Annotated in this window: 11 protein-coding genes and 1 pseudogene; 6 read left to right on the forward strand and 6 right to left on the reverse strand. The window is 74.1% G+C overall.

What is annotated here, in order from left to right; genetic code table 11:
• Positions 1-144: 144 nt before the first annotated feature.
• The gene (locus ACIA6C_RS26890; protein WP_399279618.1) at positions 145-852 is read right to left on the reverse strand and encodes a GntR family transcriptional regulator; all 708 of its coding nucleotides are present in this window, start codon (positions 850-852) and stop codon (positions 145-147) included.
• A 130-nt stretch (positions 853-982) separates the two neighbouring features.
• Between ACIA6C_RS26890 and ACIA6C_RS26895 the strand changes: the two genes are divergently transcribed.
• Positions 983-1,822, forward strand: coding sequence for a (2Fe-2S)-binding protein (locus ACIA6C_RS26895; RefSeq protein WP_399279620.1), 840 nt, complete (start codon positions 983-985; stop codon positions 1,820-1,822).
• 236 nt (positions 1,823-2,058) lie between these two features.
• Positions 2,059-3,117, forward strand: coding sequence for a DUF2637 domain-containing protein (locus tag ACIA6C_RS26900; protein WP_399279622.1), 1,059 nt, complete (start codon positions 2,059-2,061; stop codon positions 3,115-3,117).
• Between the two features lie 69 nt (positions 3,118-3,186).
• On the opposite strand, the gene ACIA6C_RS26905 is transcribed toward ACIA6C_RS26900, so the two are convergent.
• The 3 genes from ACIA6C_RS26905 to ACIA6C_RS26915 all read right to left on the reverse strand — a co-directional run bounded on the left by ACIA6C_RS26905 (position 3,187) and on the right by ACIA6C_RS26915 (position 6,871).
• Positions 3,187-3,609, reverse strand: coding sequence for an ATP-binding protein (locus ACIA6C_RS26905; RefSeq protein ID WP_399279624.1), 423 nt, complete (start codon positions 3,607-3,609; stop codon positions 3,187-3,189).
• Between the two features lie 148 nt (positions 3,610-3,757).
• Positions 3,758-5,500 (reverse strand): pyruvate dehydrogenase, encoded by a 1,743-nt coding sequence (locus ACIA6C_RS26910; protein WP_399279626.1) that lies wholly within the window; start codon positions 5,498-5,500, stop codon positions 3,758-3,760.
• A 66-nt stretch (positions 5,501-5,566) separates the two neighbouring features.
• Positions 5,567-6,871, reverse strand: a complete 1,305-nt coding sequence (locus ACIA6C_RS26915) for a protein phosphatase 2C domain-containing protein (protein ID WP_399279628.1) — start codon at positions 6,869-6,871, stop codon at positions 5,567-5,569.
• Positions 6,872-7,210: 339 nt separating this feature from the next.
• Between ACIA6C_RS26915 and ACIA6C_RS26920 the strand changes: the two genes are divergently transcribed.
• From ACIA6C_RS26920 to ACIA6C_RS26930, 3 genes and pseudogenes are all read left to right on the forward strand, one after another.
• Positions 7,211-8,188 (forward strand): helix-turn-helix domain-containing protein, encoded by a 978-nt coding sequence (locus ACIA6C_RS26920; RefSeq protein WP_399279818.1) that lies wholly within the window; start codon positions 7,211-7,213, stop codon positions 8,186-8,188.
• A 24-nt stretch (positions 8,189-8,212) separates the two neighbouring features.
• Positions 8,213-8,694: pseudogene (locus ACIA6C_RS26925) on the forward strand (DUF456 domain-containing protein).
• A gap of 58 nt (positions 8,695-8,752) precedes the next feature.
• Complete coding sequence (locus ACIA6C_RS26930; protein WP_399279630.1) at positions 8,753-9,145, forward strand: PPOX class F420-dependent oxidoreductase; 393 nt, start codon at positions 8,753-8,755, stop codon at positions 9,143-9,145.
• 796 nt (positions 9,146-9,941) lie between these two features.
• Here ACIA6C_RS26930 and rsgA read toward each other — a convergent pair.
• A complete protein-coding gene (rsgA, locus tag ACIA6C_RS26935; RefSeq protein WP_361131902.1) occupies positions 9,942-11,042 on the reverse strand; it encodes a ribosome small subunit-dependent GTPase A in 1,101 nt (366 codons plus the stop codon).
• A gap of 346 nt (positions 11,043-11,388) precedes the next feature.
• Positions 11,389-12,513 (reverse strand): YihY/virulence factor BrkB family protein, encoded by a 1,125-nt coding sequence (locus ACIA6C_RS26940; protein ID WP_329199328.1) that lies wholly within the window; start codon positions 12,511-12,513, stop codon positions 11,389-11,391.
• A gap of 17 nt (positions 12,514-12,530) precedes the next feature.
• Here ACIA6C_RS26940 and ACIA6C_RS26945 point away from each other — a divergent pair, with 17 nt between their 5' ends.
• Positions 12,531-14,204: an acyl-CoA dehydrogenase family protein gene (locus tag ACIA6C_RS26945; protein WP_399279632.1), complete on the forward strand. Its 1,674-nt coding sequence runs from the start codon at positions 12,531-12,533 to the stop codon at positions 14,202-14,204.
• Positions 14,205-14,363 lie beyond the last annotated feature (159 nt).

Raw genomic sequence — 14,363 nt, forward strand, 5'->3', positions numbered from 1 at the left:
CCGGCACAACCCAGCCCCGCCGGCACAACCCAGCCCCGCCGGCGATTGAGGCGCGGGGTACCGGGGCGGAGCCCCGGGGACCCCGGCGCAGCCGGGGGCGCTTCGCGCAGCGGCGCCGCACCCGGACGGGCTCCGCGAGGGGCGTCAGGCGTCGGCGCCGGCGAAGTGGTCCCGGACCAGCGCCTCGACCACCCCGACCTCGCCCGCGATCAACGCGTCCAGCAGCGCCGCGTGCTCCGCCGCATCCGCCACCAGCTCCGCCCGCCGAACCCGCGGAGCGCCCGGCAGCGGCAGCATCGCCCGCCGGTGCAGCTCCTCCGTCAACCGCACCAGCTGGTCGTTCCCCGCCAGCGACAGCACCGCCCGGTGGAACGCCCGGTCCGCCTCCCCGTACGCCGCGAGGTCACCGGCCCGCGCCGCCTCCCCCGTCGCCGCGGCCGCCGGCCGGAGCTCCGCCCACGCCGACGCCGGTACGTCCCGCGCCAGCCTCAGCATCACGGGCACCTCCAGCAGCGCCCGTACCTCCGCCAGCTCCGCCAGCGCCTGCGGGCTGCGCCCCAGCACCCGGAACCCGCGGTTCGGCAGACATTCCACCGCCCCCTCCAGCGCCAGCTGCTGCATCGCCTCGCGCACGGGCGTCGCGGAGACCCCGAACCGCTCCCCCAAGGCGGGGCCCGAGTAGATCTCCCCGGGTACCAGCTCGCCGTCGACCAGCGCCGCCCGCAGCGCGTCCAGCACCTGCCCGCGCACCGAATGCCGCCGCACCCGCCGCGCCTGCCGCGCCTTCTGCGCGGGAACCGCCTGGATCGTCGTCTCCTCGGCCGGCACCCGGTCGTGGGCCGTTCCGTGCACTCGGTCCTCCTCCGGGTTTCGACCTGCTCCGAGAATAGGCGACACGCCCGGCCCGGCCCCCGACACGCGTTCCGCACCGATCGAGTAAGGTAAGGCTTACCTAGTAACGATCAGCGATCGGTGTGCCCCCATGCCCCTCCAGACCCAGGCCGTCACAGACGCCTACCGACGCCTGGCCGAGGTCTACCCCGCCCTGGAGATCACCGAGGTCGGCGCCGGCGAACCCCTCCCCCGCGGCGCGGGATGGACCGGCGCCGACGAGCTCGCGGCCGGCGGCCCGGCCCTCGACGCCTACCTCGCCTGGGACACCGCCCAGGTGCTCCGGGACTACGGCCGCCCCGGCCGGCCCGACGTCGTCGCCGGGTTCGGGTTCCACCGCTACGCCTGGCCCGCCTGTCTGCTGATCACCGTCCCGTGGTTCTCCCACCGCCGGGTCCCGCGTCCGGCCGAAGTGGCGTTCCACCGGACCCTCGGCCGCCTCGCCGTCCGGTTCGACGGTTTCGCCTGCCTGCCCGGCGATCCCGCGGTCGCCCTCCCCGGAGCCCGGGTCGTTGCCGACGAGGACGCCCTGCGGCGGGAGGTGCGCGACGCGGTGGCCGAGCACCTCGGGCCCGTGCTGGAAGGTTTCGGCCCCCGCATGCGGCGCGGCCGCCGGGCCCTGTGGGCCATGGTGACCGACGAGGTCGTCGAGGGCCTGTGGTACGTCGGCGGGTTGCTGGGCGAGGAGGAACGGGCCAGGGCGGAGCTGGAGGCACTGCTGCCCCCGTCGGCCGCGCCCTACCCCACCGGCACGGGTTTCCGCACCCTCAGGGGCCACGACGACACCCCGCTGCCCACGCGTGACCGGGCCGGCTGCTGCCTCTTCTACACGATCCACCCCGAGGACACCTGCCTGACCTGCCCCCGCACCTGCGACGCGGACCGCGCCACCCGCCTCGCGGCAGCGGCCGACGGCGCCCTCGCCTCGTAACCCCTGGCGACACCGCGGACCCCGCAGGTGTGCCCCCGTCCCACCAACCCACCCCTGCGGGTGATGTCGATTCGAACACAACTGACCTCTTTGGCTTGCCAGTTCGAATCACAACACCCTATCCGGCGCGCGCCACCCCCCGAACGCGTCCTCTTGCCGGGAAACCCGCATGCACCGCCGGCCGGCTGCGCCACTATGGCGCCGGAACGCCGCATACGCGAGGCAAGGACATCCGCATGAGACTGACCGACATATCGCTGGACTGGCTGCTGCCCGGCGGCCTGTTGATCCTGGGCGTACTTGCGGCAGTGGCGGTACTGGCCCGCGGCAAGCGCGAGAGCGAGAAGGCCGCGGCCGAGGACACCTGGGAGCGCAGCGAGGAGCGGCGCCGGCGCAAGGAAGCCGTCTACGGCACGGCCTCGTACGTCCTGCTGTTCTGCTGTGCGGCCGTCGCCGCCGCGCTCTCCTTCCACGGACTGGTCGGCTTCGGCCGGCAGAACCTGAACCTGTCCGGGGGCTGGGAGTACCTCGTCCCCTTCGGCCTCGACGGCGCCGCCATGTTCTGCTCGGTGCTCGCGGTGCGCGAGGCGAGCCACGGCGACGCGGCGCTCGGCTCGCGCATGCTGGTCTGGCTGTTCGCCGGCGCGGCGGCCTGGTTCAACTGGGTGCACGCGCCCCGCGGGAGCGGCCACGACGGCGCCCCGCAGTTCTTCGCCGGGATGTCCCTCTCGGCGGCCGTCCTGTTCGACCGCGCCCTCAAGCAGACCCGCCGGGCCGCGCTGCGCGAACAGGGCCTGATCCCCCGGCCGTTGCCGCAAATCCGGATGGTCCGCTGGATGCGGGCGCCCCGGGAGACATTCGGCGCGTGGTCCCTGATGCTCCTGGAAGGCGTACGCACCCTCGACGAGGCCGTGGACGAGGTGCGCGAGGACAAGCGCGAGAAGGAGCAGGACCGGCACCGCAGGCGCGACCAGAACCGGCTCGACCGGGCGCGCATCAAGGCGCTGGGCCGGCAGAACAGGGCGTTCGGGCGTTCGCGCGGCCGCCAGGTCGAACTGCCGGGGCTGGCCCCCGGGTCGGGCTCCGCGCCGGTCGGCGCGGAGCCGGCCATATCGGAAGCGGAGCAGCTGCCCCTGCGACGCCGGCCCTCCCTGCAGGCCGTGAACGGAACCGAATCCGCTGAACCGGCCGGTCCCCGCACGGTCGACCTCACCGCCGAGGACGACACCCAGACGATCCCCCGGCTCGACTCACTGGAGCGCAAACTCAAGGACCTCGAACAGCAATTCGGCTGATCGGGCACGGCTGATCGGACGCGATCGCGGGGCCGGTCCGGACGCGTGTGAGCGCGCCCGGACCGGCCCTCACGCGTCGAGTTCGAACCAGACCACCTTGCCCGCACCCGGGGCCAGCGCGTCCACGCCCCAGTCGTCGGCCAGTGTCTCCACCAGGACCAGCCCCCTGCCGTGCGTACCGTCGTCGGCGGTCGGTACGTGCGGTCGGGGCCGGCGGGAGGCGTAGTCGCGGACCTCGACCCGCAGCCGGGTGTCCGCGATGCAGGCGGACACCTCCGCGCCCTGTTCGGTGTGGACGAGGGCGTTGGTGACGAGTTCGGTGATCAGCAGCTCGGCCACCTCGGTGGCCTCCGCTCGGCACCGGTGGCGCATCAGCTCCCTCAGGGACCTCCGGACCTCCCCCACGGCTTTCAGGTCCGCCCGGCGAACGCTGTGGACGATCTCCGGCGCGTCCACCGCTGCGCCGCCCTCGACGGACGGCTCGCGCGGCACCGGCCGCCCTCTCCTCCACTGCTTTCCGGTCTTCGCCCCCACCCGCACGGCGATGTACCTCCCCCGTGTCGCCTTTCCGAATCGACCCGTACTCTCGAACAGGTCTACGGGATGCATGCCCGCCGGGGCAATCCGCACTCCTGCGGGCTCAGGGGCGCGGCACGTTGCGCAGGTTGGATCGCGCCATCTGAACCATCCTGCCGACTCCTCCGTCCAGCACGATCTTGCTGGCGGAAAGCGCGAAACCGGTCACCATCTCGGCCTTGATCCTGGGTGGGATCGACAGGGCGTTGGGGTCGGTCACGACGTCCACCAGAGCAGGCCCCTTGTGCCGGAACGCGTCCTTCAAGGCTCCCGCGAGCTGCTTGGGTTTCTCGACGCGCACCCCGTAGGCGCCGGCTGCCCGGGCGATGGCGGAGAAATCCGGGTTGTGGTTCGCGGTCCCGTAGGCGGGCAGGCCGGAAACCATCATTTCCAGCTCGACCATTCCGAGGGACGAGTTGTTGAACAGGACTACTTTGACGGGCAGCCCGTACTGCACCAGGGTGAGGAAATCTCCCATCAGCATCGAGAACCCGCCGTCACCCGACATCGACACCACTTGACGACCGCGGTCGGTGAACTGGGCGCCGATGGCCTGCGGAAGGGCGTTGGCCATGGAGCCGTGGCTGAAGGAGCCGATGATGCGGCGCTTGCCGTTCGGGGAAAGATAGCGTGCCGCCCACACGTTGCACATGCCCGTGTCCACGGTGAAGACGGCGTCGTCGTCGGCCAGTTCGTCGAGGACGGCGGCGACGTACTCGGGGTGGACGGGGGTGTGCTTCTCCACCTTGCGCGTGTACGCCCGCACGACGCCCTCCAGCGCGTCCGCGTGCTTCTTGAGCATCCGGTCCAGGAAGCGGCGGTCGGTCTTGGTGCGCACCCGGGTGTTCAGCACGCGCAGGGTCTCCCGTACGTCACCCCAGACGGCGAGGTCCAACTGCGAGCGCCGACCGAGGTGTTCGGGGCGGATGTCGACCTGGACGATCTTCACGTCGTCGGGCAGGAAGGCGTTGTATGGGAAGTCGGTGCCGAGCAGGATCAGCAGGTCGCACTCGTGGGTGGCCTCGTAGGCGGCGCCGTAGCCGAGCAGCCCGCTCATGCCGACGTCGAACTTGTTCTCGTACTGGATCCACTCCTTGCCGCGCAGGGCGTGCCCCACCGGTGCCTTGACCCTCTCGGCGAACTCCATGACCTCGGCGTGCGCCCCGGCGGTGCCGCTGCCGCAGAACAGGGTGACCCGGTCCGCCCCGTCGATCAGCCGGACCAGTTTCTCGATCTCGCCGTCCCCGGGCCGTACCGTCGGCCGCGCGGTGACCAGGGCGTGCTCCACCGTCTTCTCCGGGGCGGGGAGGGAGGCGATGTCGCCGGGCAGCGAGACGACGCCGACACCGCTGCGGCCGATGGCGTGCTGGATGGCGCTCTGCAGCACCCGGGGCATCTGCTTGGGATTCGAGATCAGCTCGCTGTAGTGGCTGCACTCGGTGAACAGCCGGTCGGGATGGGTCTCCTGGAAGTAGCCGAGCCCGATCTCGCCGGAGGGGATGTGCGAGGCCAGCGCGAGCACCGGGGCCATCGAGCGGTGGGCGTCGTACAGACCGTTGATCAGGTGCAGGTTTCCGGGGCCGCAGGAGCCCGCGCAGGCGGCGAGGCGGCCGGTGATCTGGGCCTCGGCTCCGGCCGCGAAGGCGGCTGTCTCCTCGTGGCGGACCTGGATCCACTCGATGCCGTCGGTCCGGCGGATCGCGTCCACGACCGGGTTGAGGCTGTCGCCCACGACCCCGTACATCCGCTGCACGCCCGCGCGCACGAGGATGTCGACGAACTGCTCCGCCACGTTCTGCTTGGCCATGGAAGGGGCGCCCTCTCCGGTTCGGCTCTGCCGGGTGCGCCTTCCATCCACGCACGAACCGCCCCGTTACGCCTCCCAGACCGCGGCCGCCGTGCGGTCGTCGGCGTAGCCCTTGAGGCGGAGCTGGGCGTCCGCGAGGAACGCCGCGAGGCCGGGCGGCTCCGCCTGCGACCAGCGGGCGGCGAGTTCGGCCGGGAGCAGGCCCTCCTCGCGCATGGGCGCCGCGAGACCACCCGAGCAGAGCAGCAGGGTGTCCCCGGGCCGGGCCACGGAGGCGCGGAAGCGGAAGCCCCCGGCCGCGTCCACGGGAGGGTGCGCGGTGTCCTCCGGTTCCAGGTCCTGCCACTGGCCGGCCCGCAGCCGGAAGAAGCCGCCCGCGCCCGCGCCGAAGCACACCCGGGTGCGGCACTGCGGATCCACCGGGAGCAGCAGCCCCCGCAGCCCGGCGGTGTAGCCCTCCTCGTCCAGCCCCAGCTCCGCCGCGTGGGCGCGCAGCCGGCCGTAGCCCCGGTCGGTGAGCCGCTGGAGCCCGGAGCGCAGGGCCTCGCGGCTGCCGGCCCGGATGTCCTCGGCCAGCCGCTGCCGGCTCCGCCCGACGGCGGCCGCGACGGAGTGGCACAGCTCCGCCGCGGCCTCCCGGGCCCCGGGCGCGGCCCGGTCGCCGCCCGCCAGGGCCACCAGGACCAGGGCGTCGTCGCCGCTGCCGAAGCGGGCGGTCAGCAGGAAGTCCCGGCGGGCTTCCCCGCGGAAGCGGGCGGAGTCCCCGCGCAGCGAGGCTGCGCGCAGGGTGTAGGTGCCGTAGCGGGCCCCCTCCAGGACGGTGTCGGGGGTGATGTCGCCCAGCCCGGCCGGGTCGGCCTCGGGCAGCGCGCCCGGCTCGGCCGCGTAGGTCGGGGCCCGGTCGCCGAGGTGGCGCACGTCGGGGCGGCCGGCGGGGTCGTGGCCCGGCGGTGCGGCGACGGGGGCGGCCGGCTCCTGGGCAGCGGCGGGCCCGGCCGGCGCCGGCTCCGCAGCGACGGCGGCGGCCGGCGGCCTGCGGCGCCGCAGCGGCAGCCCCGTGGCGGGCGGTTCCGGCGGGACGGGGGGCACGGTGACCCCGCCGAGGGCGTATCCGGTCGGCCCGGGCCGGCGCGGGTCGGGCGGCTGCTCCCCGGCCGGTGGCACCGGCTCCGCCTCCCGGCGCTGTCCAGGCAGCAGCGGGCCCGGCGGGTCCGGCGGGTCCGCCGCCGCGACGGGGGCCGCGCCGTCCTCCACCAGCACCGCCGCCGACTGGAAGCGGTGGTCCAGCGTGTCCTCCGGATCGGGCTCGGGTCCCGCGCCCTGGTCCTCGTAGAGCTTCTGCCACCAGTCGTCCGCGCGCCGCTGACTCATGCCGCTATTCTCGGCCGCCCGCGGGGGCGGAAAACGCCGAATGCACGAAAGAGGCCCACCGGGCCGCCGCCCGGTGGGCCCCTCGCGTTCCCGTCGTACACAACGGCGAATTCCGCCGTTCCGTTCGACCGTCCGGGGGGTGCGGGCGCCGCCACGACCGTGGTTCCGCCTCGGTGGCGACGGCGGGCTCCCGCTCGGCGTGGGCTCGTGGCCTGCGGATGTTCTACTTCGGTGCCCTCACCTTGGCAGAGGGCCCGGGGATGCGGCGATGATGTCGGCGGCGGGTTCGCGCCGTGGCCGCTTCCCGCCAGGAACGGTACGAAGGGGTGGGTGGAAGGGTTGCTGGGTGCGATAGGCCTGGACGAGGGCCAGGAGTCGGCGTACCGCGCGCTGGTGGCGCTGGGCGCGGCGGAGGTGCCCGACCTGGCGCACCGGCTGTCGCTCCCCGTACGGCAGACCGAGGGGGCGCTGCGGCACCTGGAACGCCACGGCCTGGCGGCGCAGTCCTCGGCCCGGCCCGGGCGCTGGGTGGCGGCCCCGCCCGGGGTGGCGCTGGGCGCGCTGCTGACCCAGCAGCGGCACGAGCTGGAGCGGGCGGAACTGGCGGCGACGCTGCTGGCGCAGGAGTACCGGGCGGAGGCCGCCGAGCCGTCGGTGCACGACCTGGTGGAGGTGGTGACGGGCGCGAGCGCGGTCGCCCACCGCTTCGTGCAGCTCCAGCTGGGGGCGGTGGAAGAGGTGTGCGCGCTGGTCGACAGCCGCCCGGAGGTGGTGACGGGGGCGGAGAACGAGGCGGAGGAGCGGGCCGTCGTACGGGGCGTCGCCTACCGGGTCGTCATCGAACGGGAGGTGCTGACCCAGCCGACGGGGATCCGTGAGGCGACGACGGCGCTGGCGCGCGGCGAGCACGTCCGGGTCACGGCGAGGGTGCCGACGAAACTGGTGATCGCGGACCGGAGTCTGGCGATGGTGCCGCTGACCGCGCCGGGCGCGGAGCCGACGGCCCTCGTGGTGCACGCGTCGGGGCTGCTGGAGTCCCTGTCGGGGCTGTTCGAGGCGGTGTGGCGGGAGTCCCTGCCGCTGCGGCTGGGCGCGACGGGCTCGGCGGAGCAGTCCCTGGACACCCCGGACGCCACCGACCTGGAGATCCTGAGCCTGTTGCTGGCGGGGATGACGGACGCGAGCGTGGCCAAGCACCTGGAGCTGGGGCTGCGGACGGTGCAGCGCCGGGTCAAGGGGCTGATGGAACTGGCCGGGGTCACGACTCGGCTGCAGCTGGGGTGGTACGCGTACGAGCGGGGCTGGGTGGCCCGGTAGGGGCCGTTCGGCCCCGCTGAGCAGATGGATCTGCCTCAGCTGCTCCTGGTGGGGCTGGTGTTGCTGCTCGGGCTGCTGGGGGTGATGGTGCCGGGTGTGCCCGGGGCGTGGCTGGTGTGGGCCGGGGTGCTGTGGTGGGCGCTGCACGAGCGCTCGGCGGCGGCGTGGATCCTGCTGGTCGCGTCGACGGGGCTGCTGCTGCTGGTGCAGGTGGTGATCTGGCTGCTGCCGCCGCGCCGGCTGCGGGGGGTGGGGATCCACCGCCGGATGGTCGTCTGCGCGGGCGCGGGCGCGGTGCTGGGCTTCGTACTGGTCCCGGTGGTGGGGGCCGTCCCGGGCTTCGTGGGCGGCGTCTGTCTGAGCGAACGCCTGCGCCTGGGCTCGTCCGGGGAGGCCCGACGTCGGCGCGGGTCGTGATGCGGGCGGTGGGGACGAGCGTGCTGGTGGAACTGCTGGCGTGCCTGACGGTGACGGCGGCGTGGGCGGGCGTGGTCGTCGGGGCGTAGACCTGGACGCCGGCTCCGTCCCGCTGCGGGGTCCCGGCCGGGGTGCGAGGCTGCCGGTATGACGACAACGGGGTTCAAGGGTTTCAGCGAGGCGGAACTGGCGTACCTGCGGTCCCAGCGTCTGGGCAGGCTGGCGACGGTGGACCGGGACGGGCAGCCGCAGGCGAATCCGGTGGGGTTCTTCCCGCAGGAGGACGGCACGGTCCTCGTCGGCGGGTCGGCGATGGGCAAGACGAAGAAGTGGCGCAACCTCAAGGCGAACCCGAGGCTGTCGCTGGTCGTCGACGACCTGGTGAGCACCCGACCGTGGCGCGTGCGCGGCATCGAGATCCGCGGCCACGCCACCTTGGAGGTCGGCACCCACGCCCTGGGCCCCCATTTCAGCCCCGAGGTCATCCGGATCCACCCGGACCGCGTCCTCACCTGGGGCCTGGACCCCGCCGACGCCTGAACGCCGCCCCAAACCGGCGGGGCGGAGCGGGGCAGCGGCGCCTGAACCGGTGCGGGCCGGGCCGGGCCGGCGGCGCGGGCCAGCGCCCGATCGGCCGACCCCGGCCCGCAGGGACGGCTGCCCCGGGGGGCGACAGAAAGCAGGCCCGGCCGCCCCGGTCGCAGGGGCGGCGGCACCGCGGCGGAACCGCCGGAACCGAGGCAGGCCGGGGCAGCGCCTGACCGGCTGCCTCCGACCCGCAGGGACGGCGTCACCCCCCGGGTCGGCAGGGTCGGCTGCCCCGGGGGTCCACAGTCAGTCAGGCCCGGCCTCCCGGCCGCAGGGGCGGCGGCACCGCGGACGAGCCGCCCCACCTGTGCGACCGGGGCAGCATTTGGTCGGCCACCCCGGCCCGCAGGGACGGCGTCACCCTCCGGCCCGGCCGCGGGCGAGGAGGGCCAGGGCCCGGTCGGCGTCGAGAGGAAACCGCCCGACCTCTGCGGCCGGGCCCACCTCCCGGACGAACCACCCGAACCGGTGCAGGCCGGGTCCGCGAGCCCCAACGGGGCGCGCCGGGCCCGCAGGGACAGGCGTCACCGCCCGAGCCCGCAGGGTCGGCTGCCCCGCGGGCGACAGACAGTCAGACCTGGCCGCCCCGTGCCCGGCGGCGGCGCCGCGGCGGAACCGCCCGACCCGTGCGGCCGGGGCGGCCTCGCGGACGAACCGCGCCCCAACCGCTGCGGCCGGGGCAGCGCCTAACCGGCTGCCCCGGCCCGCAGGGGCGGCGTCAGGCACGGGCCGCAGGGGCGGGTGGCGGTCAGGCGCGGCCGCCCCGTTTCGCGGAGTGGTTGGCCCGGCCCTCGGCCGCCTTCAACCGCCAGTCCCGCCGGAGCTCCGACCGCAGCCGCGCGTCCGTCTTGGCGACGATCCGCTGGTTCTCCCGCAGCAGCTTGCGGTAGCTCTCCAGCCGCCGCTGCGCCAGCGCCCCGGACTCCACCGCCGCGAGCACCGCGCACCCCGGCTCCGCGACGTGCGCGCAGTCGTGGAAACGGCAGTCGGCGGCGTAGTCCTCGATCTCCGAGAACACCTGCCCGACCCCCGACTCGGCGTCCCAGAGCCCGACGCCCCGCAGCCCCGGGGTGTCGATCAGCACGCCCCCGCCCGGCAGCGCCAGCAGGTTGCGGGTCGTGGTGGTGTGGCGGCCCTTGCCGTCGACCTCCCGGGCCTCCTGGACCTCCATCACCTCGGCGCCGAGCAGCGCGTTGGCCAGGGTCGACTTCCCGGCCCCGGAGACGCCCAGCAGCACGCTCGTGCCGCCGGACACGACCGCGGCCAGGACGTCCGTGCCCTCGCCCGTCAGGGAGGACACCGTCAGCACCTGCACGCCCGGGGCGGTGGTCTCCACGTCCTGGACCAGGTGGGCGAGCACCACCGGGTCCGCTACGAGGTCCGCCTTGGTCAGGACGACCAGCGGCTGCGCCCCCGACTCCCAGGCGAGCGCCAGGAAGCGCTCGATCCGGCCCAGGTCGAGGTCCACCGCGAGCGAGACGGCGATGACGGCGTGGTCGACGTTCGCGGCGAGGATCTGCCCCTCGGAGCGCTGCGAGGAGGTGGACCGCACGAAAGCGGTCCGGCGCGGCAGGTACGCCTTCACGTAGCGGGGGTTGCCGGCCGGCTCGACGGCGGCCCAGTCACCCGTACAGATGACCCGCAGCGGGTCGTGGGGGGTGACGAAAGCGGTGTCGGCGCGGACGGTGCCGTCCGCGGTGATGACGTCGCACTGGCCCCGGTCGACGCGTACGACGCGCCCCGGCAGCAGGCCCTGGGCCTCGTACGGGGCGAATTCGGCCGCCCAGGCGTCGTCCCAGCCGAAGGCGGTGAGGGTGAGCGCGCGGGCGTCGGAAACAGAAGAAGACAAGGGGAACCCTTCACAGGGGTGGCCCCGGCGGCGCACGCCCGGTGGCGCGCGCGGAGGTGTGGGGTCAGCCGGAGGCCACGGAGGTGGCATTGACGGTCTTGTGGGTGCGGGCAGCGCCCTGCGTCACGACAGTCATCAATGGACTCACCTCCGGGTCATGCACGAACTGGCCGTCCCCCGACCGGCACAACGCGTGGCGGCGGCCGGGAACCGGATCACCGTAACAACGCCGCCGCGGCCAACGCCAACGCTTTTCCCGCCCGTTCGGAAAGGCGGCGCCCGCACCGCCCTAGCAGGCGCCCCCACCGCCCGCGCGAGGCGGCCTTGACAGGCCGCCCCGGCGCAGTCAGTGCTTGCGCAGCCGCGCGGAATAGTCGTCGGGCGGCAGGAAGTTCGACCAGCGTTCGGGGAACTCCGAGGGCATTCCGGCGTCCTCGTCGTCCTCGGACTCCCCCTCGGCCAGGGCCCGCCAGGCCGCCGCCCGCGCGATCAGCTGGGCGGCCTCCGCCTCCCGCACCCGCTCGTTCGCCTCGCGCGCCGCCGCAGTCGCCAGCGAGGGCCAGACCCGGTCGATGGCGGCGTTCACGGCCGCGCCGACGAGCACGGCGAACGCCGAGACGCCGATCCACAGCAGCACGGCCACGGGCGCGGCCAGGGACCCGTAGATCGTCGGTCCCTCGACGGTGTTGGTCAGGTAGATCCGCAGCAGGAACGAGCCGAGCACCCACATCGCCAGGGCCACGAGCGCGCCCGGCACGTCCTCGATCCACGGGGATCGAACGGGGACGGAGACGTGGTAGAGCGTCGTCAGGAAGACGATCGAGAGCAGTGTGACGGTCGGCCAGTACAGCACGGCGATCACTTCGGTGCTCCAGGGCACCCACCGCACCACGGCGTCGGGGCCCGCGACCATCAGGGGCAGGACGATCGCGCCGACCACGAGGGCGACGACGTACAGCAGGAACGCCAGCAGCCGGGTCTTGACGATGCCGCGCTGCCCGTCGAGGCCGTACATCACCGTGATGGTGTCGATGAAGACGTTGACCGCCCGCGATCCCGACCACAGTGCGAAGGCGAAGCCGATCGAGATGAGGTCGGGGCGGCCGCCCCGGGTCACGTCGTCCAGCATCGGTCTCGCGATCTCGTTGACGCCCCGGTCGGAGAGGACGGTGCCGACCGCCCGCAGGATGTTCTCCTCGATGCTGGCGACGAACGTGCCGCCCGTCCAGCCGTCCACGTACCCGAGGAGGCCGAGGAGGCCGACGAACAGCGGGGGGAGCGAGAGGAGGGTGAAGAAGGCCGCTTCGGCGGCCAGGCCGAGGATGCGGTACTCGACGCACGAGTTGACGGTGTCCTTGAGCAGCAGCCAGCCCATCTTGCGCTTGGACACGTTGCGGTAGAGCGCGCGGGCCCGGTGGAGCCGTCCCGGCCGCCCTGGGATCCGCTCGGGTGTTTCTTTTGCTGGCTGCACGTCCTTACGGTATCCGCATGGCAGCCACCACCCACACAGTGACCAATCAGGCTCCGCCCCTCGTGGGCTACGACGCCTACTCCGGCGACCGTGCCCTGTCCGAGGGCGTCGAGCGGCACCTGGCCGACGCGCCCCCCGCGCTCGTGGCGGAGGTACGGGAGGAGCTCATCTCCCTGGGTCGTGCGACCGGCTCGGAGCAGGCGCAGCTCTGGGGGGTGCAGGCGAACGCGAACCCACCCGAGCTGCGCACGCACGACCGGTACGGGAACCGGATCGACGAGGTCGAGTTCCACCCGGCGTGGCACCGGCTGCTGGGGCACGCGGTGACCTCCGGGCTGACCGACGCGTGGGGCCGCCCGGCCGGGCACCTGCGCCGCGCGGCGGGGTTCTTCCTGTGGTCGCAGGCCGAGTCGGGGCACGGCTGCCCGGTCTCGATGACGCACGCGGCGGTCCCGGCGCTGCGGACGGACCCGGTCCTGGCCGCCGAGTGGGAGCCGCGGCTGACCTCGCACGTGTACGAGGAGGGGTTGCGGCCGCCGGGGCAGAAGGCCGGCGTGCTCTTCGGCATGGGCATGACGGAGAAGCAGGGCGGCAGCGACGTACGGGCGAACACGACGGTGGCGAAGCCGCTGGACGCGTCCGGCGAATACGTGCTGACCGGGCACAAGTGGTTCTGCTCCGCGCCGATGTCCGACGGCTTCCTGGTGCTGGCTCAGGCCCCCGGAGGCCTGAGCTGCTTCCTGGTGCCGCGCGTGCTGCCGGACGGCACCCGCAACGCCTTCGCGATCCAGCGGCTCAAGGACAAGCTGGGCAACAAGTCGAACGCGTCGAGCGAGGTGGAGTTCGACGGGACGTGGGGGCAGCGGGTCGGCGAGGAGGGGCGGGGCGTACGGACCATCATCGAGATGGTCGCCGCGACCCGGCTGGACTGTGTGATCGGTTCGGCCTCCCTGATGCGCCAGGCGCTGACCCAGGCCGTCCACCACGCCGAGCACCGCTCCGCCTTCGGGGCGCGGCTCATCGAGCAGCCGCTGATGCGCAACGTCCTGGCCGACCTGGCCCTGGAGTCGGAGGCCGCGACGGTGCTGACCCTGCGCCTGGCGGCCGCGTACGACGCCGGTACGGAGCAGGAGCGGGCGTTCCTGCGCCTCGCGGTGCCGGCGGCCAAGTACTGGGTGACCAAGCGGTGTACGCCGATGGTGGCGGAGGCCCTGGAGTGTCTGGGCGGCAACGGCTACGTCGAGGAGTCCGGGCTGCCGCGCCTGCTGCGCGAGTCCCCGCTCAACTCGATCTGGGAGGGGTCGGGCAACGTCCAGGCCCTGGACGTGCTGCGCGCCCTCTGGGGGTCCCCCCACGCCGCCGGGCGTAGGGGGAGGGAGCCGCAGGCGCTGAACGCGTTCCTCCAGGAGGTGGGGCTGGCCCGGGGCGCCGATCACCGGCTGGATGCGGCCGTCAAGGACCTGCTGACGGACCTCGCGGACCTGGAGGGCATCGAAGCGCGTGCCCGGCGGGTGGTGGAGCGCATGGCGCTGGTGCTGCAGGGGTCGCTGCTGGTGCGGTGGGCCCCGCCGGAGGTGGCGGACGCGTTCTGCGCCTCGCGCCTGGGCGGTGACTGGGGGGCGGCCTTCGGGACGCTGCCGCACAGCCTGGGCCTGGGAGCGGTGGTGGAACGGGCGCGGATCACCGGCTGAGAGCGGGCGCGTACGGGTCCGGCCGCCGACTGGAGCGGCGGGTGGTGCACGGGCCCGGATCGCTGGCCGGTAGCGGTCCCCAAACCGTTCCGCGCCGGGATCCGTGCCCGCTGACCCGAGACCGGGGGCGGCGCCGCGCCGACTCGGCGCCGCCCCTGG

The sequence above is a fragment of the Streptomyces sp. NPDC051578 genome (assembly GCF_044454045.1).
Taxonomy (GTDB): domain Bacteria; phylum Actinomycetota; class Actinomycetes; order Streptomycetales; family Streptomycetaceae; genus Streptomyces.

What these genes read in the sequence shown, in the direction of transcription:
- ACIA6C_RS26895 (WP_399279620.1), top strand. Translation starts at nt 983, where the DNA reads ATGCCCCTCCAGACCCAGGCCGTCACAGACGCCTACCGACGCCTGGCC.
- ACIA6C_RS26900 (WP_399279622.1), top strand. Translation starts at nt 2,059, where the DNA reads ATGAGACTGACCGACATATCGCTGGACTGGCTGCTGCCCGGCGGCCTG.
- ACIA6C_RS26910 (WP_399279626.1), bottom strand. Translation starts at nt 5,500, where the DNA reads ATGGCCAAGCAGAACGTGGCGGAGCAGTTCGTCGACATCCTCGTGCGC.
- ACIA6C_RS26915 (WP_399279628.1), bottom strand. Translation starts at nt 6,871, where the DNA reads ATGAGTCAGCGGCGCGCGGACGACTGGTGGCAGAAGCTCTACGAGGAC.
- ACIA6C_RS26930 (WP_399279630.1), top strand. Translation starts at nt 8,753, where the DNA reads ATGACGACAACGGGGTTCAAGGGTTTCAGCGAGGCGGAACTGGCGTAC.
- ACIA6C_RS26945 (WP_399279632.1), top strand. Translation starts at nt 12,531, where the DNA reads ATGGCAGCCACCACCCACACAGTGACCAATCAGGCTCCGCCCCTCGTG.